This is a genomic window from Delftia lacustris, from assembly GCF_040267515.1.
GTDB classification, from domain to species: domain Bacteria; phylum Pseudomonadota; class Gammaproteobacteria; order Burkholderiales; family Burkholderiaceae_C; genus Comamonas; species Comamonas tsuruhatensis.
In genome coordinates, this window is the sequence record NZ_CP141274.1 from 2570493 (window position 1) to 2590826 (window position 20334).

The following is a 20334-nucleotide window of genomic DNA, read 5'->3' on the forward strand; positions in this document are numbered from 1 at the left end:
GTGCTGTACCGCTGTCAAGCGGCGTGTTCGCCGCGTGCCCGCTTCATCTCCAGATAGGACTGGGCTGCTTCCTGGTCGTCGGCCCGGTATGCCACGTTCATGTCCGGGCGATGCACGTCATCGCCCGGACCCTTCAGCCCTGGCAATGCCCGCAGATGATCAAGCAAGGTGGTCTGCGTGTTGGCAGAGGTGATCAAGGGGCGCAGATAGGCATCGAGGTGTCTGCCTTGCGGGTTCTGGATCTCCTGGGTCAGTGCCTTCAGATAAGCCTCCTTGCTGGAGGCCAGCCAGTCGATGGCAAAGCCCGCGCGGTGGCACAGCTCGGCATGGATCAGCAGCATGCTGCGTCCATTTCCGTCGAGAAAGGGATGACCCCAGGCAAACGCGCCCATGACAGCACCAGGTTTGTCGCGCAGGGTGCCTGCATCGTTGCCCATGTCCAGGCCCCATTCGACGGCGCGCTGGCACAGCTCTGACACTTCGAATTGCAGGCCTGCACCCCTGCCGACGAGCCGGCCCACGCCCAGCGCACGCCTGTCCTGGCCGGCCCAGGGGTAGAAGTCGGAAAACAGGATGGCGTGCACGCGCAAAAAATCGCGGTAGCCAATCCGGCCCCGGATGCTTGCCAGAAAGGCAAGTGCTTCTTCCAGGTTGGCCTCGAAAAAGAGGTGTTCCTGGATCTTGACCTCACGGGCGTCTTTCAGTCCTTCAATGTTGCGCAGGTAGCCCGCGCTTTCGAAGTCCCCGAACGGATCGAACATCCTGCACCTCCCTCATGTGATTGGTCATCAGCCTGGCAAGCTGCCGGCCATTGATGACATGTTTTTTCTTCAAGGCCACGAGCAGCTTGCCCGTGCTGTCGAGCTCCACTTCATCTCCTGCAGCGCGTGTGACTGCCTGTGCATAGTCGTCCAGTCCGGTACGCTGGTGCTGGATGTGGTGCGTGCGGGCCAGCCGCTCGACAAACTGGCGTACACCTTTGGTGGGCAGGGCGTTCACGTCTGCGGGCAAGGTTTCGCCGGGTTCATCAGGTGCCGAGGGATTGCGGACATAGCGCACGGCGACATCGCCCAGATTCAGCCTGCGTGAGACGCGCTGGCTGCCTGCATCGATCAGCAGCGTGGCCTGGCCCGCCTCGTTGACCAGATCCACGCTGCGAAACCTGATTCCCAGTCTGTCCAGCACCTCCCTGACCAGCTCATCGCTGGGGGCGAGCAACTGCGGATCGCCGCTGGCGTCGGGCCTTGCCTTGGCATAGATGCCGGCGCCCAGGCGGATCAGGCGGCCGTCCGAGACCAAGTCATGCAAGGCCTCGCTGAGGTGGGAAGCGCTTGCCAATCTGGTCAGATCTCGCCGGAGCACGATGTTGCCGGAGCGCTTGCTCAGCGATATCTGAAGTTTGCTGTCCAGGTTCATTCTCTGCCTCAGACGATCTCTACATGGTCTGATTTTAAGGTGTTGTTTTTTCCTTTTATAACAATGGGTTGTGCGCGGATTTCATGCCGCTTGACCAGCAGGGATTGCGATGAAGTCCAACCCCAATTCCAGTGCTGGACGCAATGGCAATCCAAGACCCAATACCGGCAAGCCATGCTCGCTGGTGAGATGACACCCGGACCTTGCACCGGCCGTGTGCGCAGACAATGAAGGTTTGAAGACCGCCGCCCCTTCTGTCTGCCACTTCGAAAGCCATCCATGAACCATTCCTCCCAGCTGCTGTCCACCCTCGCGCCGCTTGGCCGCATCCGCGCTTCCATCAACACCGGCAATCCCATTCTTGCGCGGCTGGATGCCGACGGCCGGCCTGCGGGCGTGTCCATCGACCTGGCCCGGCGCTTTGCGCAGCAGCTGGGGTTGGAGCTGGAACTGGTGGTCTTCGACACGGCCGCCAAGTCGGTGGATGCCGTCACGCGCGAGGAGGCCGACTTCGGCTTCTTTGCCGTGGACCCCGTGCGTGGCGCGGGCATCGGCTTTACCGCGCCCTATGTGCTGATCGAGGGCAGCTACCTGGTGCGCCAGGATTCGCCGCTGACCGACAACGCCCAGGTGGACCGGGCCGGGCACACCGTGGTGGTCGGCAAGGGCAGCGCCTATGACCTGTACCTGAGCCGCGAGCTCAAGCATGCGCAGATAGAGCGCGCCGTGTCTTCGCCCGCCGTGGTGCAGACCTTTGTGGAATCGACGGCCGACGTGGCCGCCGGCGTCAAGCAGCAATTGGAGGCCGATGCCGCCCGCCTGCCCGGCCTGCGCCTGCTGCCGGGCCGCTTCATGGTGATCCAGCAGGCCATGGGCCTGCCCAAGGGGCGGGGCGATGAGGCCCTGCGCGTGCTGGCGGCCTTTGTGGAAGAGGCCAAGGCCTCGGGCTTTGTGGCCGAGGCACTGCAGCGCCACGGCATCCAGGGCGCAGCGGTTGCGCCTGCGGCCTGAAGGTCAGGCGCCGCGCAGCACCAGCAGGTCGATGCTGGCCGGCACGCCCAGGCGCACGGCAAAGCCGGCCCACAGGCCTGCGCCGGCGCTGACGAAGAGCTTCATGGCGCCGACCTCGTACTCGCCGCGCACAAAGCCGTCATTGGCGGGCGCCACCAGCCATTGGTCCATGCCCAGGATCAGGCCGCCGTGCGTATGGCCCGACAGCTGCAGGCCCACGCCGTGGGCCGCATTGTCGCGGGCGGTCTTGGGCTGGTGGGCCAGCAGCAGGTGGTATTGCGCACCGGCCTCTTTGGCCTGGCGGGCCACGGTGTCGATGTCGGGCGGCACGCCTTCGGCCACGGACGGGTCGGTGTTCTGGCGCGACAGGCGGCCATAGGCCGGATCGCCGATGCCCGACAGCGCCAGGCGCGCGCCCTGCACATCGATCAGCTGCATGCGGTTTTCCAGCAGGTTCAGGCCCAGGCGGCGGAATTCGGCCATCCAGGCGTCGTAGCCGCTGTAGTACTCATGGTTGCCGGGCGCCGCCCAGACGCCGTGGCGTGCCTTGAGCTGCGCCAGCGGCGCGATGTTGGCGCGGCCGCTGTCCACGTCGCCGTCCACCATGTCGCCGGGCAGCACGATGAGGTCGGGCCGCGCCTCCAGCGTGCGGTCCACGATGGTCTGCACATAGCGCGCGTTGTTGATGGGGCTGGCGTGGATGTCGGCCAGCACGGCCACGCGCAGGCCTTCCAGGCCGGTGGGCAGGCCGGGCAGGCGCAGCGTGCGTTCGTGCACCTCGGGCGGGCGCAGCGCATTGGCCACGCCCCAGGCCGACAGCAGGCCCGCCAGGGCCAGGGCGCCGGCCGTGAGCAGCGGGGCGTGCAGGCGCTGCTTCCAGTCCTCGCGACGGCTCACTGCGGCCAGCGCCCAGAGGCCGTCGCGCAGCACGATGAAGACGGCCAGCATCAGCAGCAGGGCCAGCACCCAGCCGCCCGGCACCTGCAGATAGGCCAGCGTGCGGTACTCGACCGTGCCCTCGCGCAGCAGTACCAGCAGCAGGGCGGGCGTGCAGCCCAGGGCCGCCGTGGCCACGGCCGCCATCAGGCGTGCGCGGCGCGGCATCAGGCGGACAGGCCACCACAGCCACAGGGCCAATAGCGGAATGACGAGGGCGGCAAGAGTAACCATGGGGAGCAGATCGAGGAAGGCAGGTGAGGCGGCCAGCGCCGGGAGCGGGCGGCAAGGCGAGCGCCGATTGTGCGCAATGCCTTGCATGCCGCTGGCCTGACTTGGCGAAGGCCCTGGCATGCGGGGGTTTTCATGCGGGCGGCACAGGGCCGGCGTATGGAAATCTGCAGCCGCGTGGCGCCGCCGGCATGGCGCGGGGATAATCCAGCCCCTTATGCCTTTGAAGATCAGCTTCCCTGAATCCCTGCCCGTATCCGCCCGCCGTGAGGAAATCATGGAGGCCATGGACCGGCACCAGGTCATCATCGTGTGCGGCGAGACGGGCTCGGGCAAGACCACGCAGCTGCCCAAGATCGCGCTGGCGCTGGGCCGGGGCAAGGTCAACGCCACGCCCGACGACAAGGGCCAGGTGCGCGGCCACCTGATCGGCCACACGCAGCCGCGCCGCATTGCCGCCAGCTCGGTGGCCAAGCGCATTGCCGAGGAGCTGAACACGCCGCTGGGCGATGTGGTGGGCTACAAGGTGCGCTTCCAGGACCGGCTGTCCAAGGACGCCTCGGTCAAGCTGATGACGGACGGCATCCTGCTGGCCGAGACGCAGACCGATCCGCTGCTCAAGGCCTACGACACGCTGATCATCGACGAGGCCCACGAGCGCAGCCTCAACATCGACTTCCTGCTGGGCTACATCAAGCAGATCCTGCCCCGGCGCCCCGACCTCAAGGTGGTGGTGACATCGGCCACCATCGATGCCGAGCGATTTGCCAGGCACTTCGAAGGACCCAAGGGGCCTGCGCCGGTGATCATGGTCTCGGGCCGCACCTACCCCGTGGAGATGCGCTGGCGCCCGTTCGAGGAAAAGCGCGACCATGACCTCAACGACGCCATCGCCGAAGGCGTGGACGAGCTGTGGGCCGGCGGCGCGGGTGGCGACATCCTGGTCTTCCTGCCCGGCGAGCGCGAGATCCGCGAGGCCGCCGACCACCTGCGCAAGCACCTGGCACAGCAGCCCGTGCTGCGCCATGCCGAGGTGCTGCCGCTGTTCTCGCGCCTGTCGCAGGCCGAGCAGGACCGCATCTTCGACAGCCACACGGGCCGGCGCATCGTGCTGGCCACCAACGTGGCCGAGACCTCGCTGACCGTGCCCGGCATCCGCTATGTGATCGATGCGGGCACGGCGCGCGTCAAGCGCTATTCCTTCCGCAGCAAGGTCGAGCAGCTGCTGGTCGAGCCCATCAGCCAGGCAGCGGCCAACCAGCGCGCCGGCCGTTGCGGCCGCGTGGCCAACGGCATCTGCATCCGCCTGTACGACGAGGCCGACTTCGGCACGCGCGCGCGCTTCACCGACCCTGAAATCCTGCGCTCCTCGCTGGCCGGCGTCATCCTGCGCATGAAGTCGCTGGGCCTGGGCGACGTGGTGAACTTTCCCTTCCTCGAAGCGCCCTCGGGCCGCGCCATTGCCGACGGCTACCAGCTGCTGGGCGAGCTGGGCGCCGTGGACGAGCGCGGCGAGCTGCTGCCCATGGGCCGCGAGCTGTCGCGCCTGCCGCTGGACCCGCGCGTGGGCCGCATGATCCTGGAGGCGCGCACGCGCGGCGCCGTGGCCGAGGTGCTGGTCATCGCCTCCGCCCTGTCCGTGCAGGACGTGCGCGACCGGCCGCTGGAGGCCCAGCAGCAGGCCGACCAGCAGCACGCCAAGTTCGACGACGAGAAAAGCGAATTCAGCGGCTACCTGCGCCTGTGGAAATGGCTGCAGGATGCGCGCGGCGGCAAGGTGGTGGCCAAGAGCCGCAAGGAAATGGCCACGGCCCAGGCACCGGCCGCCAAGCCATCGGCGCGCAATGCCGCCTTCCTGCCCGTGGCCCAGCGCAGCGGCGGGCAGAGCGTGGCCGCCCCGGCGGCCGAGGCGTTGGCGGCCTTCCATCCGCAGGACACCGGTCCCGGCACGGATGACGAGCCCTCGCACAAGCTCAGCAACCGCCAGTGGGAGCAGCTGCTGCGCCAGAACTTCATCAACATCCGCCGCGTGCGCGAATGGCGCGACATCCACTCGCAGCTGCTGACCGTGGTCAACGAGCACAAGTGGAAGGTCAACACCGAGCCCGCGGGCTACGACGCCGTGCACCTGTCCATGCTGTCCGGCCTGCTGGGCAACCTGGGCTACAAGGGCGATGAAAGCGACGCCTACCTGGGCGCGCGCGGCATCCGCTTCCATCCGCACCCGGGCGCCCACCTGTCCAAGAAACCCGGGCGCTGGACCGTTGCGGCCGAGCTGGTGGAGACCTCGCGCCTGTACGGCCGGGGCATCGCCGCCATCGATCCGCAGTGGCTGGAGGAAGTCGGCGCCCACCTGCTCAAGAAGCAGCTGCTCGATCCGCACTGGTCCAAGAACCAGGCCGATGTGGTGGCGCTGGAGCGCGCCACGCTCTACGGCCTGGTGGTCTACAACGGCCGCCGCATGAGCTATGGCCGCATCGATCCGCAGTCCGCGCGCGAGATCTTCATCCGCCAGGCCCTGGTGGAGGGGCAGTGGGATACGCGCTGGCACTTCCTGCCCGCCAACCTCAAGCTGGTGCGCAAGGTCGAGGAGCTGGAGCACAAGAGCCGCCGCCAGGACGTGCTGGTCGATGACGAGCTGATCTACGCCTTCTACGACCAGCAGATCCCCAAGGACGTGTTCAGCGGCGCCACCTTCGACCATTGGTTCCGCGAGGCGGCCAAGGAAAACGCCGACCTGCTGCGCCTGTCGCGCGACGAGCTGATGCGCCACGAGGCTGCCGGCATCACCACCCAGGCCTTTCCCAAGGTGGTCAAGCTCGGCGGCGTGGACTGCACGGCCAGCTACCTGCACAGCCCGGGCGACGCGCGCGACGGCATCACCGTCACCGTGCCGCTGTTCGTGCTCAACCAGGTCAGCGACGAGCGCGTGGAATGGCTGGTGCCCGGCATGCTCAAGGACAAGCTCCAGGCCCTGCTCAAGAGCCTGCCGCAGCGCCCGCGCAGCCGCTTCGTGCCCCTGCCCGAAAGCGCCCAGCGCCTGGCCGAACTCTTCACCACGCCCGAGCGCTGGGGCCAGGGATCGCTGATCGATGCCCTGCTCAAGCAGGTGCGCGACGAGACCTCGCTGGACGTCAAGCGCGCCGACTTCAAGCTGGACATGCTCAGTCCGCACCTGTTCATGAACTTCCGCATCACGGACGAGCATGGACGCCAACTGGGCCAGGGCCGCAACCTGGGCGCGCTCAAGGCCGAACTGGGCGCCAAGGCGCGCGGCGCCTTCCAGGCGCTGGCCGCGCTGAAGGTGGCTTCGGTCACGGAGGCTGCGGCCCCACCTGCCGCCGCGTCCGAAGCCGGCAAGAAGGCGGAATCTGGCGCCAGGCCGGACAAGACAGCAAAGCCTGAAAAGGCGGACCAGGCCAAGCCCGCCAGCAACGCCAGGCCCAGCCAGCCCGCCGACAGCCGCTACAAGGAATGGAGCTTTGGCGAGCTGCCCGAGCTGATGGAGATCGGCCGGGGCGGGCAGACGCTGATCGGCTTTCCGGCGCTGATCGACCACGGCGATGCCGTCGGCATCGAGGTCTTCGACGAGCCCGAGGTCGCGGCCGCGCGCCACCGCGTGGGCCTGCGCCGCCTGTTCGCGCTGCAGATCCGCGATGCGCTCAAGTACCTGGAAAAGAACATTCCAGACCTGCAGAAGATGGCCGTCGCCTACATGCCGCTGGGCACGCAGGAGGAACTGCGCGAGCAGATCATCGACGTGGCCATAGACCGCGCCTTCCTGCAGGAGCCGCTGCCCACCAACGACGCGCAGTTCAAGCAGCGCGTGCAGGACGGACGCGGCCGGCTGACGCTGATCGCCAACGAGGTGGCGCGCATGGCCTCCACCATCCTGGTCGAGTACGCGGCGGCCCAGCGCAAGATCAAGGACACCAAGAACGCGCCCGACGCCACGGCCGACGCCGCCCAGCAACTGCAGCGCCTGGTGCCCAAGAACTTCATCGCGGCCGCGCCCTGGACCCAGCTGCAGCACTACGCGCGCTACCTCAAGGCCATCACCAGCCGGCTGGACAAGTACCGCGCCGACCCTGCGCGCGACGCCAGCCGCCTGGCCGAGCTGCGCCCGCTGGAGCAGCGCTACTGGCGCCTGGTGGCCGAGCGCAAGGGCCATATCGATGCGCGCATGCAGGAGTACCGCTGGATGCTGGAGGAGCTGCGCGTGAGCTTCTTCGCCCAGGAGCTGCGCACGCCGTACCCGGTCAGCATCAAGCGACTGGACAAGGTCTGGCAGCAGCTGCAGAACTAGCGCCGTGCCGGCCTGCGGCCCTTCCGTGATCGGGAGGGCCGCAGGCCATGGTTCAACGCGGCATCGCCACCTTCACCGGCACGCGGCCGGTTGGAGCGATGCAAGGCCCAAGGCCGTATGCGCCATCACTGAGATGTGGCATTTTTCAAAGCATGGGTGATCTGTGCAGAAACTGCACAGATGCTGGCCGCTCCATGGCATTGTGGTGGGCCCTGTGCGTTTCTAGACTGCAGGCATCAACCACTTCCCGTTTCCAGGAGCACTGCATGTCCCTCGCAGAACAGGCCAGCCAGGCCACCCAATCCACCAGCCATCCCACCCTCCGCGCCCTGTCAGGCGCGCCGGGGCGCAGCCAGTTGCCACGGGGTGCCACGGCGCTGCTGGTCATCGACTTCCAGAACGAGTACTTCAGCGGCCGCCTGCCCATCCCGCGCGGCCCGCAGGTCCTGGAGCAGGCCCGGCGCCTGCTGCAATGGGCCGATGCCGGGCAGGTTGCCGTGTTCCACATCCAGCACATTGCCCCCGAGGGTGCGCCCGTGTTCGCCGTCAATGGCAGCGCCGTCCAGTTCCACCCCGGCCTGCAGCCGCGCGCGGGCGACACCGTGGTGCAAAAGCGCAGCGTCAGCGCCTTCGTCGGCACCGACCTGGCCGACCAGCTGCGCGCGCGTGGCATCACCACCGTGGTCATCTGCGGCCTCATGACGCACGCCTGCGTGGCCGGCGCCGCACGCGATGCCGCGCCGCTGGGCTTCGAGGTCGTCGTGGCCAGCGACGCCGTGGCCACACGTGCCATCACGCGCAGCAATGGCGAATCCGTGGACGCCGACAGCCTGCACCGTGCCGCGCTGGCCGAGATCGAGGATGTGTTCGGCGATGTCATGCCCACCGCGCATGTGGTGCAGCTGCCCCTGCGCTGAGCCTGCAGGCAGAGCCCGCGCATCGTCTCCTAGCGAGAATCCACGGCGTTGCCGTACTCCGTCGTGGTACTGGCCGCATCCTTGCGCACCGGCACGGCGATCTGCTCGAACACATTGCCTTCGATCACAACGCCTTTGGACTCCAGCAGGTTGATGCCGGCCTGGGGTTCCTCTTCCTTCTTCCTGAACAGCCCGCTGCGCTTCACGATGAAGCGGTTGTTGCGGATGATGGAACCATCGGCATCGCGCAGCTTGAGGATGGCGGGCAGCGGCGCCTTGTCGCGCGGGTCCATGTGCACGATGAAGGTATTGCCCTCCACCAGCGAGCGCGGGCCGTACAGATAGACGGCGGTGCGGCCATCGACCTCGATGGTGTTGTTGCGCACCACGTTGTCGGAGCCCGCCATGATGATGGCGCGGCCGCCGGCTTTGATTTGGAGGTTTTCTGCTGTGTAGAAGGTGGGTGGGGTGTAGTTCCAGGGGATTTCGTTGAACTCCTTGATTTTGATATTCCAGTCGGTTGTTTGCGTGACTGGAAAATCCTCAGTCAATTCTTTTATTCTTTTCCACGCAGAAATATTGGGTGCCATATCCACACCCAAACCCCTTGGTCCAGGGGTTTCTATTTTTCCATGATGCACACGTAGGAATGCTAGATTTTTCCCAAGGAGACCAACTCCACGAGTATTCTCAAAAGGTGCTCCTGAAATTTCATGGCCTTGCAAATCCAAGTCGGCATTTGTGTTTTTGTAAAAAGTTAAAACACTTCCTCTGCCAATTTCATCGGTGGGAGATCCTCGAATACTCCAATCTATTAAATCTCTAACTTTTCTTTGAGTAAAATTATGCACTACGCAATGGCGACCCGAGCCTTCAAATGCCTCCTTGATTGATATATATCCACCTGTGTATCTCACTGCTTTGCAGCCTGAAGGCAAGGGTGTTTCTCTGATATTTTTTGCATTTTGGATTTTCGTTCCATTACCTGATTCGTGAGTGTCCAAAGTGTCTACTGCATATGCATGAGGTTGCAGTCCCAATAAAAAAGAGACCATGGTTAAACGGACTTGCATATAGGACTTCTTGGCAAACATACTCCAGGATAATTTTTCTCTTGACCAGCGAGTCCGCCAAGATATTTCTCCCTGTTCTTCTTGGCGGTTTCTTCGTTATATTGATCTAGGTACTTTTCAGAGAAATTTATCTTGGCATCAGTAGAAACGCTTTTGTCTTTTTCAGGTTTTATTTTTCCATCTTGGATATATTTATTAATCGTCTCTTGAAGCATGCCAATTTTAGCTGGTGAGTTCCCACCACTTTCGCGAATTGCATTGAATCTCTCCAGCACTTTTTCTATCTCTTTAAAACTGACCGACGGCTTGCTCCCATACCGCGTCAGAAACTCATAAACCGCCTTCTCTCCTTGCAGCGATCGATACTCCCGCTTGTCCCAATAAGGCATATCTGGATCAGGCATATTCCCCAGTATTGGCATGTCCTCGTCATAGGTGTAATCCGGCTCGGACCCCGCAAACCCATGCCCTATGCCCAGCTTCGCGCTGATGGCATCGAACGGCCGGTTGTCCTTGTCCCGGTGGCTGAAGGTGTCCAGGTAGGAGTGCAGGAATTCGCCCAGGAACTGGTATTCGGCACAGGGCTGGGCCGGGTTGCCCAGCCGGCTGGCGTTGAGCAGGTTGTTCAGTTGCGGGCTCAGGTTGCCCACCACGCTGTTGACGTTGTCGTTGGCGTACTGGGGCAGCGTGGTGCCCTTGTCGTCGGACAGCGTGAAGTGGTACCACAGCAGTTGCCGGTGGTTCTTGAAGATCGAGCCCACCGTGGTGAGGGTGTTGGCATCGTCCAGCGGCTTGGTGATGGGGTTGTCATCCACGTACTGCGAAGCCAGCGCCGTGATGCGCGCAGGTTCGTAGTCCAGGCCGGCGGCCAGGGCCAGGAAGAAGACCATGTAGTAGTGCATGTCCTCCTGGTACAGCCCGGTGGGATCGATGCGGTTGAGCGGGTCGCCGCCGGCATACAGGTAGGCATCGGGCCCGTCCGGGTAGCCCAGCGGGTCCGGCTGCAGGTAGCGGCCGCTGGCCGGGTCGTAGCTGCGGTGCCAGTTGTCGTGCAGTCCGCTTTCCTCGTCGAAGTACTGGCCCGGCAGGCGCAGGTTGAGCACGGCCTGCTGCCGGGGCAGGCTTGTGTGGCCGGCCTGATGCATGGCCGGCGCTCCCCAGGGCGTCTGGCGGGCACGCCAGACCACGCGCTGGCCTGCGTCCGTCATGGCCTGCGGACTGCCCCGGTGGTCGTTGTGGATGTGCAGCATGCGCGCCTTGCCGCTGGCGTTGTCCCGGTTGTGCGCGGATTCCAGCTTGGCGATGGGCAGGGTGCGAGTCCCCTCGCTCAGGTACAGGTACTGGCTGGTGATGCGGCCTTCGCCATCCATTTCCGCGACGAGCCGGTTGTCCTGCCACAGGTAGTGGCTGTGCGTTTGCCTGTCGCCCTGGTGCACGGTCTTGCCCACGCGCTGGCCCAGGCTGTTGTAGCGGTAGCTGGCGATGGGCCGGTCCTGGTGGTCGCTGATGCCCTGGAGCTGTCCTGCCTCGGTGTAGGTGTAGCGGTGCAACGCGTCCTGGACGGTGCGGCCCTGGCTGTCGCGCTGCACGGGCGCTGGTGCTGACGGTGCGTTGTCCTGCACCAGCCTGCCGAAGCCCTGGTAGCGGTAGTCGGTCTTGTGCAGGCCCGCTGGTGGCCACTCCTGCTCGATGGCGCGGATGCGCGGGCCCACGCCGTAGCGGTAGCGCTGGCTGAGGATGGGTGCGCTGCCTTGTGATGTGCCTTGCCCGGTGGTCTGCTGCGTGAGGCGCCCGGCAATGTCGTATTGGCGCGAGGTGGCCAGGCCATTGCCTGCCGTGTAGTGCTGCAGGCCGTTGAAGGCGTCTGTTTGGATGTCGCCGACCACCGTCTGCGCGGGCAGCAGGCGTTCGAGCAAGCCTGTGGCGCCGGCGCCCAGCCAGTGGTCGCTGGCCTGCAGCAGGCCGGCCACCCAGGCGCTTTGCAGTTGCAGCCCTTGCACGCTGGCGCCGTCGCTGGCGGGGCCGCGCCGGGTGACGAGCACGCGACCATCGGCCAGGGTGCGGCTGTGGACCCGGCCGTCCGGGCCATAGCGCGTGGCGGTGCGGTAGGTATGTTCGGCCTGGCCGTCGGGCGTGGCCAGCGCAATGGTGCGTGCCAAGGGGCGGCCCAGGGCGTCGTATTCGATGGACTCGCGCTGCCAGTTGCTGTCGATGGTCTGCAGCAGCCGGCCCTGGTAGTGCAGCCGGGTTTGCGAGGAAGAGCGACGATCTGCACCGGGCGCCGGCTCGTAGGTCTTGGACAGCAGACGCCCGCTGGGAGCGTACTGGTAGTGGGTGCTGCTGCCGTCGGCGCGGGTGTGCACCCGCAATTGATCGGCTTCGTTGTAGCGTGCGCTTTGGCGGCCATGATCGGCAAGCTGGAGCCAGACGGTGCGGCCGAAGTCGTCGTGCAGGGCCTGGCGGCGTTCGGCGGGTTGGGTGCTCCGGGATTTGCTGGTGATCTGCTCCATCGCCGCGCTGGCCGGGCCTTGCAATGCCAGCCGTACCGCCCCATCGGGCGTTTGCGACAGGCTGGCATGGAGACTGCCGTTGTCCAGCCAGCGCGTGCGGGTGTCGTCGCCATCGGTGTGCTGGAGCAGCTCGCCCGCGTCGCCGTAGGTGTAGCTGTCCAGGCGCCCATCGGGCAGCAGGCGGTGGCTCAGGCGCCCTTGCGCATTCCAGCCGTAGTAGGCCGCACGTTCGGGGAGGTCCTGGCCTTCGCGGTACAGGCCCAGCCGCTTGATGCGGCCTTCGCTGTCGCGTTCAATCTGGCCCCGGTTGCCCAGGCCATCGAGCCTGGCCTGGGTGCTGCCCTGGTAGGCCCAGGTGGTGCTGCGGCCTGCCGTGTCGATGGCCTGGCTGGGGCGGCCCAGGGCGTCGTGGCGGATGCGGTATGGATTCAGGCTCAGCTGGCTGCTGGCGCGGGGCTGGCCGTCGGCGTCCAGCAGCCAGCCGCTGGTGGTGATTTCTTCGGCCTGCAGGGCGTTGGCGGACAAGGCGCTGTAGCGCATCTGGCGCTGAAGGCGCCGCACGCCGTCGTCTTCGGTGCGGGTCGTGATGCGCCCGGCCTGGTCATGCTCCAGCGCCACGGTGGTGCCATCGGGCTGCAGCACGCGCGTGACGTGGCTGCTGCTGCGATCCCAGCGCAGCCGCGTGAGGTCGTTCTGCGCCGGGCTTCCATCGTCATAGCCTGCCAGCGAGGTGGGCAGCGGCCCGTCGATGTCCACCAGCACGCTGCGGCCGTTGATCTCGGTGTAGCGGTAGCGCGTGCTGCGCTCGATGGGCGTGGCGCCGTCCGCATTGCCTGCGGGCTGGCCCTGGGCATCCAATGGGCTGAAGCCCGTCTCGGTGATCTGCAGCGGCTGGCGGCTGCTGTTGTAGCGGATGCGGATCTGGTGTTCGTGCCCGGGCACGACGCTGGGCCGGGCGATGAGTTCGGGCGCGTATTGCTTCCAGGGGTCCTTGCCGTAGCCGTAGCGCACCTGCAGCTGCGGGGCCTGGGCTTGGCCTTGTGTGTAGGCGATGCGGTACACGGCCAGCGGGCGGCCGAAGGGGTCCAGCTCGGTGCGCGTGCCTTCCAGCGGGCGGCCTGCGGGATCGAGCCGCGTGGCGTCGGTCAGGCGCCCTTGCGCGTCGTACCGGTAGCGCATGTCGCCGGGGCCGCAGCTGGCGCAGCCCGGGCCGCGCACTTCAAGCAATCGCCATTGCCCGCCGATGGTGTCGTAGTGGTAGGTGGTTGTTTGCCCAAGGCTGTTGGTGAGGGTGTTCTTCCAGGGCTGGCTGAGGTCCAGGGTGACTTTTTCCTGCTGGCTGTCCGGCGGGCCGCGCACGCTCAAGATAGCGCGGCCGGTGTCGCCGTAGGCGTAGCTGGCGATGCGCTCGTCCATGGGCTTGCCGTCGCTGCCCTGGCCCTGGACGCTGATGCCCGTGAGCAAGGTGGGGTGGCGCGGGTCCTCATAGTGGTAGTGGCGCTGGACCGGGGCTTGGCCATCGGCCGACGGGAGGCTGACCTGCACGAGGCTGGCGTTCAGCTTGGCCTGGGGCTGGGTGCTGCCGGGCAACGGTGCGCTACCGTGGCGGTAGCCGATGCGGCCCAGCGGGGTGTCAATGGCCTGCACGCCGGTGAAGCTGTCCTCGCCCGAAGATTGGGCGTAGTGCAGGCGCAGGCTGCGCCCCTGCGGGTCGGTGACCTTGAGCAGGCGGTTGCCCTTGGCGTTGTAGTCCAGGCGGACCTGTTCGCCCGAGGGCAGGCTGATGCGGGTCAGGCGCCCCCGGTGGTTGAAGCGCAGTTCGCGCCCGTCCATCCACTGCCAGGTGTAGTGCCGTTCCTGGCCGGGCGTGGTTTCCTTGGTGCCCTTTGTATCCGTGCCTTCGATGCGCACGATGCCGTTGCCCGGCTGCTCGCTGGCGCACAGGCTGGGGTGCTCGCGCAGCTTGCTGAAGATGATGCGGGTGCCGTCGGCCTGCACGATCTGCAGGTTGGTGGGGTGGTCGTACAGGCGGGCCTCGTAGCTGAGCAGCCAGCCGCGGCCGAGCAGGCCTGGCGGCACGTAGGCCCGGCTGTAGCTGCTGTTGTAGTGGCGCACGACTTCCAGGCCGAGCAGGCCGGGCAAGGCGGGCATGTCCACTTCGCGCTGGTATTTGTTGCCGTTGATGAGGTGGATGGGGTTGCCTGCGCCCTGGTGGGTGCTGCTGGAGTTGCCCTGGGTGGCGGGGCCGGCGCCGCCGCAGGGGCTGCCGCCGGGCGTGGGGGTGCAGGTGCCGCCGCCCGAGCCGCCACCGCCGCCGCCGAGGTCGATGCCGCCGCCCGCGCCGGGCGCGCAGCTTTGCACGGTGGGGTCGCATTTGCTGGTGCCGCTGCCCAGGTTGGGGGCGGCAGCCGCCAGGGTGGGCGTGGCCTGGGCCAGCAGTGCGGCGAGGCATAGCAAAGCGCTGCGCAGCAGGGTGTGCCATGGGTGCATGTGAGTTTCTCCCTCGGGATTTTTAGGAATCTCGGGCAGGAGGCGGCCATGCGTCTGGCGGGGAGCTGGTGGAGGCAAGCCTGTGTCCGGGTTGCCGGTCAATCTAGGCAGCTGCGGCGTGCTTGTCTCTAGGAATAGTCTGTTTCTGCGGCCCAAAGGGAGGAATGGGGCGGAAAAGGGGCCGGCGTGGGGCTGTGGCGCAACGGAATGCGGCCGCCCGCATGCCCCACAATCCCCGCCAAAGGAGTGCACGGGCAATGGACAGATGGCAGGCCATGCGGGTGTTTTGCGGCGTGGTGGATGCGCAGGGCTTCACGGCGGCGCAGGACAGGCTGGGCATGACGCATTCGACCGCCTCGCGCCATGTCAAATGGCTGGAGTCGGAACTGGGCACGCAGCTGCTGCAGCGCAATTCGCGCGGGCTGAGCCTGACCGAGGCGGGGCGCAGCTACTACCTCAGCTGCGTGCAGTTGCTGGAGCAGCTCGATGCGGCCGAGGCCGCGCTGGCCGTGCGCCGCGCACGCGTGGCGGGCGTGCTGCGCATCACGCTGCCGCTGGCCGTGGGCGCCATCGAGCTGGGCGACTGGCTGCCCGAGTTCGAGCAGCAATTCCCGGATCTGGAGCTGCAACTGCTGTGCACCGACCGGCTGGTGGACCTGGTGGCCGAGGGCGTGGATGCAGCCGTGCGCATCAGCCGGCAATTGCCGGACAGTGGACTGCAGGCGCGGCTGCTCACGCATTCGCCTCTGGTGCTGGTGGCTTCGCCCGCCTATCTGATGCGCCACGGGGTGGTGCAGGCGCCAGAGCAACTGGCCGCGCACCGCGCCCTGGCCTTTGCTGCGGGTCCGGCCCAGCTGCGCTGGAGCGTGGTGTCCGGGCAGGGCGCTGTCACCGAGGTCCAGCCGCTAGCGGCATTGCGCACCGATTCGGTGGCCACCATCTTCGAGGCCGCACGCGCGGGGCGGGGCATTGCGGCGCTGACCTGGCATACCGTGCGCTCGGCCATCGAGCGCGGCCAGCTGGTGCGGGTGCTGCCCTGTTTTCATCTGGGGCAGTACAGCTACCACGCGCTGTATCCGCGCACGCGGCATCTGCGCCCGGCCGTGCGTGCCTTCGTGGATTTCATGGCACGGCGCTATCGGCAGGGGCCGGGGGACTGAGCATGGTGTTCTGGAGCCGGCCGCTCGATGCGCAGGAACAGGCCTTTGTGCGCACGCACTTCGGTGCCTCGCTGGATGCGCTGCTGCCGCGCATGCGCCTTTATCTGCGCCGCCTGGGCGACACGCGCAGGGCGCTGTCCATGAATGGCGGGCGCATCTTCATGCCGCGCGCCTTTTTCATGCAGTCCGATCCGCGCCAGCCGCTGCGCCTGTCGCATCCGCAGATCGCAGGCATCTTTGCCCATGAGCTGCTGCACCAGTGGCAGCGCCTGCAGGGCATGCCCGTCACGCGGCAGGCGGCCTGGCTGCAGTTCAAGGCGCTGTGCACGCGCGGCGATCCCTATGCCTACGAGCGCTGCGACGATCCCCGGCGCATGCTGCAGCGCTTTGTCCATGCCCAGGTGGAGCAGCAGGGCCAGATGTGGGAGGACCATGTGCGCGCCTGCGTGGCGGGGCAGGGCGATGCGGCGGGCGCCCTGATCGCGGCCCACGTGCGGGGCACGTGAGTCAGCTGGGCTGGATGCTCAGTGCTTCGATCAGGTCATGGGCCGACACATCGCGCGCCGCGCCAAAGCCCGCCACGTGCCGGGCGATGGATGGCGTGATGCAGACAATGCGGAAGTCGCCCAGATCGGTCATGAACGCGGCTTCGGGGAAGCGCAGCACATAGCTGTCGCGCGCACCATCGGCCAGCACGCTGCCGGGCGGAGGTGTGCTGGCCACGCCTTCAATGGCCACGCGCTCCAGTGCATGCACGCCCTCGCCGTCCACTTCGGCCGCGCACACCAGCAGGCTGACGGCCGGGTGCAGCTCCATGGCCCGCGTGTGCGCTGCCAGCGCGCTGACGTGCAGCACAAAGCAGCCAAACTGCGCATTCCAGGCCCAGGGCACCATGGACAGACGGGGAGCGGGCAGTGCATCGCCAGCCCCGGGGGCAGGGGAGTCGGCGGGCTGGGTGGCCAGGGCCGCGCTGCGGCGGCGGGCCAGCAGATCGCGCAGCGACAGCTGCAGGCGGGACAGGTGGGGCATGGCGGGCGTGGAGGGCATGGCGCCATCGTACCCGTGGCGTACTTGTGGCGTGCCCGTGGCCGGCTTGCGAAAGCACAAGGCGAGTTGCGGTGGCATCGGTATGCCATGGGCGCTCAAGCGTCACTTTGGCGACGATTCCCTGGGGCCTTCCCCAATGCCGGGAACCGGGTGTGCGCCTAGCCTCGCTGGCAAGGCGGATTGCCGCCGTCCGATCCACTCACCGACCATTCAACGCCCATCCGTCCATGTCGACCCTGCCCGCGCACCACGCCTTCTGGCCCAGCCGTCTGCCCCATTCCATCACCGTGCCCGCCACCAGCGTATGGGAGAACCTGGCCGTCAACGCGCGCCGCTATCCCGACAAGCCGGCCATCCGCTACTTCGGCAGCTCCATCAGCTACCGCGAGCTGTGCGAGGGCACGGAGCGCATGGCGGCCTACCTGCACAGCCTGGGCGTGCAGCGCGGCGACCGCGTGATCCTGCTGATGCAGAACACGCCTCAGCTCATCCTGGCGCACTACGCCATCTTCCGCGCCAATGCCGTGGTGGTGCCGGTCAATCCCATGAACATGGCCGAGGAGCTCAAGCACTACATCACCGACGCCGACGCCAAGGTCGCCATCACCACCGCCGACCTGGCCCCCGAGCTGGCCAAGGCCAGCAACGCGCTGGCGCCGGGCCAGCGGCTCGATCACCTGATCGTCACCCAGTTCACCGATGCCTTCGATGCCGGTGTGCAGGGCGACGATGCGCCGCCTGCGCAGTGGCACGACTGGCTGCTCACCCGGCGCGAGCCGGCTGTGCTGGAGGGCGGCAGCGTCCACACCTGGCAGCAGGCCCTGGCCTGCACCGACGCTGCGCCGCCCCATGTGGTGGGCCGCGACGACATGGCCGTGCTGCCCTACACCAGCGGCACCACGGGCCACCCCAAGGGCTGCATGCACCCGCACCGCTCCATCAACCACAACGCCGTGGCCGGCAGCTACTGGGGCAGCGGCACCAGCGAGGCGGTCGTGCTGGCGGTGGTGCCCATGTTCCACATCACGGGCATGGTGTCGGTGCTGCACACGGCCATCTTCATGGGTGCCACCGTGGTGGTCATGCCGCGCTGGGACCGCGAGCTGGCCGGGCGGCTGATCTCGCGCTACCAGGTCACCAGCTGGACCAACATCCCCACCATGGTCATCGACCTGCTGGGCAGCCCCAACTTCGCACAGTTCGACCTCACCAGCCTCAAGTACATCGGCGGCGGCGGCGCGGCCATGCCCCAGGCTGTGGCCCAGCGCCTGCTGGAGCAATACGGCCTGCGCTTTTGCGAGGGCTACGGCCTGACCGAGACCGCTGCGCCCACGCACAGCAACCCGTCCGAGCACCCCAAGCAGCAGTGCCTGGGCATTCCCTTCATGAGCACGGAGGCGCGCGTCATCGATCCTGACACCGGTGCCGAAGTGCCCCAGGGCGAGCAGGGCGAGATCGTGGTCCACGGGCCCGAGGTCTTCGACGGCTACTGGAAGCGCCCCGACGCCACGGCCCAGGTCTTCATGGAGATCGACGGCAAGCGGTTCTTTCGCACCGGCGACCTGGGCCACGTGGATGAGGACGGCTACTACTTCATCACCGACCGCCTCAAGCGCATGATCAACGCCAGCGGCTTCAAGGTCTGGCCGGCCGAGGTCGAGTCGCTGATGTTCCGCCACCCCGCCATCCAGGAAGCCTGCGTGATCTCCACGCGCGACGCCTACCGGGGCGAGTCGGTCAAGGCCGTCGTCGTGCTGCGTGCCGGCAAGGAAGACACCACGGCCGAGGACATCATCCAGTGGTGCCGCGAGAACATGGCCGTCTACAAGGCGCCAAAGGTGGTGGAGTTCGTCAAGGCCCTGCCCAAGAGCGGCAGCGGCAAGGTGATGTGGCGGCAGTTGCAGGAGGCGCAGGCGTAGCCCCGCGGGCAGTTCCCATCCATGGGCAAGTCCCACACGCGCTTGCCCAGGGCGCCGTGGGGCTGTTTGCTGCAGGGGCTCTGCAAAGGCTGCGCGCGCATCTATGATCGCGCGCCAGATACGAACACCGCAGCGCACAGCACATGCATAGATTTCCTGGAACCGCTGCCACGGCCGTGGCAGCTTTTTTTTGGGTTTCCGTTCCCGTCCCCGTTGTCGCGCACGAACTGTGCACCCTCGTCGCCGACGCCGACACGGGCCAGTCCCTGGTGCACAGCGGCCCGGCCTGCGCCGAGCGGGTCACGCCGGCCTCCACCTTCAAGATCGCCATCAGCCTGATGGGCTATGACGCCGGCATCCTGCAGGACGAGTCCCGGCCCGCGTGGCCGTACCAACCGGAGTATCCGGACTGGGGCGGCGATGCCTGGCGGCGCGATATCACGCCCCAGGCGTGGATGAAGGACTCGGTGTTCTGGTACTCGCAGCAGGTGGTGATGCGTCTGGGCCAGCAGCGCTTTGACGCCTACGTGAAGGCCTTCCGCTATGGCAACGAGGATGTCTCTGCCGTGCCAGTGGCCGACCCGGGCCACAACGGCGTGTGGGTGGTGTCTTCGCTGCGCATCTCGGCGGCCGAGCAGGTGGCCTTCATGCGCAGGATCGTGCGCCGGGAACTGCCCGTGAACAGTCAGGCCATCGACATGACCGCGCGCATCACCCGGCATCCAGTGGCCGTGGGCGGCTGGACCGTGCATGGCAAGACGGGCACGGGCTCGCCGGGCAGCGACAACCGCTACGACGCCAGCCGGGCCTATGGCTGGTACGTGGGCTGGGCCACCAAGGACCAGCGCAGGCTGGTGTTCGCCACGCTGATCCAGGACGAGCAGGCGCAAAAGCCCAATGCCGGCCTGCGCGCCCGCGATGCCCTGCTGCAGCGACTGCCTGCCGTGGACCGCTGACAATGCACGGGCCGTTCCTTTTCCGTACACCTTCCGCACACGAGCGACAGACCGACACCCGATGAAGACCATTGACGAAATGCTGAACCTGGACCTGCTCACCCCCGAGCAGCACGTTGAGATCAGCGACTGGATCGCCCGCGCGAACTCCCCCGAGGAAATACTGCAGATGCCGGCCCCCCTGTGGCAGGCCGTGGAGCGGGCCAGCGAGGCCATGGGCGTCAATGCCGATCTTCTGCGGCCGCCCGCGCTGGATGCGGGCGGCGCGGTCTTCGGATAGGGCGTGCTACGCCTCCTTCCGGACCCCTTTCCCGGCTTTCACGGGCACATCAAAGTGCATAGCACGCTCTAGGGCAGGCGCC

The 20334-nt window shown here is 66.8% G+C and carries 14 protein-coding genes; 8 read left to right on the forward strand and 6 right to left on the reverse strand.

Going from position 1 to position 20334, the window contains the following annotated elements; genetic code table 11:
• Nucleotides 1–14 precede the first annotated feature (14 nt).
• On the reverse strand, nt 15–761 hold the full coding sequence (locus U6958_RS13140) for a Fic family protein (RefSeq protein WP_046241030.1): 747 nt from the start codon (nt 759–761) through the stop codon (nt 15–17).
• Complete coding sequence (locus U6958_RS13145) at nt 709–1416, reverse strand: hypothetical protein (RefSeq protein WP_074923501.1); 708 nt, start codon at nt 1414–1416, stop codon at nt 709–711. The genes U6958_RS13140 and U6958_RS13145 overlap by 53 nt, the downstream gene beginning before the upstream one ends.
• A gap of 279 nt (nt 1417–1695) precedes the next feature.
• Between U6958_RS13145 and U6958_RS13150 the strand changes: the two genes are divergently transcribed.
• Complete coding sequence (locus U6958_RS13150) at nt 1696–2427, forward strand: ABC transporter substrate-binding protein (RefSeq protein WP_016453259.1); 732 nt, start codon at nt 1696–1698, stop codon at nt 2425–2427.
• A 3-nt stretch (nt 2428–2430) separates the two neighbouring features.
• On the opposite strand, the gene U6958_RS13155 is transcribed toward U6958_RS13150, so the two are convergent.
• The gene (locus U6958_RS13155) at nt 2431–3597 is read right to left on the reverse strand and encodes a metallophosphoesterase (RefSeq protein ID WP_074923505.1); all 1167 of its coding nucleotides are present in this window, start codon (nt 3595–3597) and stop codon (nt 2431–2433) included.
• Between the two features lie 214 nt (nt 3598–3811).
• Here U6958_RS13155 and hrpA point away from each other — a divergent pair, with 214 nt between their 5' ends.
• Both hrpA and U6958_RS13165 read left to right on the forward strand, forming a co-directional pair.
• Nucleotides 3812–7900, forward strand: a complete 4089-nt coding sequence (gene hrpA, locus U6958_RS13160; RefSeq protein ID WP_074923502.1) for an ATP-dependent RNA helicase HrpA — start codon at nt 3812–3814, stop codon at nt 7898–7900.
• A 266-nt stretch (nt 7901–8166) separates the two neighbouring features.
• Nucleotides 8167–8817 carry a cysteine hydrolase family protein gene (locus U6958_RS13165; RefSeq protein WP_047469311.1) on the forward strand — a complete coding sequence of 217 codons (651 nt, stop codon included), beginning with the start codon at nt 8167–8169 and terminating at the stop codon, nt 8815–8817.
• A gap of 29 nt (nt 8818–8846) precedes the next feature.
• Here the strand turns inward: U6958_RS13165 and U6958_RS13170 are convergent, their stop codons facing one another.
• Complete coding sequence (locus tag U6958_RS13170; RefSeq protein ID WP_244160548.1) at nt 8847–9368, reverse strand: right-handed parallel beta-helix repeat-containing protein; 522 nt, start codon at nt 9366–9368, stop codon at nt 8847–8849.
• 506 nt (nt 9369–9874) lie between these two features.
• Nucleotides 9875–14890 carry a DUF6765 family protein gene (locus U6958_RS13175; RefSeq protein ID WP_350337310.1) on the reverse strand — a complete coding sequence of 1672 codons (5016 nt, stop codon included), beginning with the start codon at nt 14888–14890 and terminating at the stop codon, nt 9875–9877.
• A gap of 257 nt (nt 14891–15147) precedes the next feature.
• Between U6958_RS13175 and U6958_RS13180 the strand changes: the two genes are divergently transcribed.
• Together U6958_RS13180 and U6958_RS13185 are read left to right on the forward strand one after the other, a co-directional pair.
• Entirely contained in the window at nt 15148–16050 is a 903-nt protein-coding gene (locus U6958_RS13180) for a LysR family transcriptional regulator (protein WP_016453252.1), read from the forward strand.
• A 2-nt stretch (nt 16051–16052) separates the two neighbouring features.
• Nucleotides 16053–16556: a hypothetical protein gene (locus tag U6958_RS13185; RefSeq protein WP_016450580.1), complete on the forward strand. Its 504-nt coding sequence runs from the start codon at nt 16053–16055 to the stop codon at nt 16554–16556.
• A gap of 1 nt (nt 16557) precedes the next feature.
• Here the strand turns inward: U6958_RS13185 and U6958_RS13190 are convergent, their stop codons facing one another.
• Nucleotides 16558–17097: a pyridoxamine 5'-phosphate oxidase family protein gene (locus U6958_RS13190; protein ID WP_074924061.1), complete on the reverse strand. Its 540-nt coding sequence runs from the start codon at nt 17095–17097 to the stop codon at nt 16558–16560.
• Between the two features lie 227 nt (nt 17098–17324).
• Between U6958_RS13190 and U6958_RS13195 the strand changes: the two genes are divergently transcribed.
• The 3 genes from U6958_RS13195 to U6958_RS13205 all read left to right on the forward strand — a co-directional run bounded on the left by U6958_RS13195 (nt 17325) and on the right by U6958_RS13205 (nt 20252).
• The gene (locus U6958_RS13195; protein ID WP_016450578.1) at nt 17325–19016 is read left to right on the forward strand and encodes a long-chain fatty acid--CoA ligase; all 1692 of its coding nucleotides are present in this window, start codon (nt 17325–17327) and stop codon (nt 19014–19016) included.
• Between the two features lie 143 nt (nt 19017–19159).
• A complete protein-coding gene (blaOXA, locus tag U6958_RS13200) occupies nt 19160–19972 on the forward strand; it encodes a class D beta-lactamase (RefSeq protein ID WP_016450577.1) in 813 nt (270 codons plus the stop codon).
• Between the two features lie 61 nt (nt 19973–20033).
• Entirely contained in the window at nt 20034–20252 is a 219-nt protein-coding gene (locus tag U6958_RS13205; protein ID WP_016450576.1) for a hypothetical protein, read from the forward strand.
• Nucleotides 20253–20334: the final 82 nt, after the last annotated feature.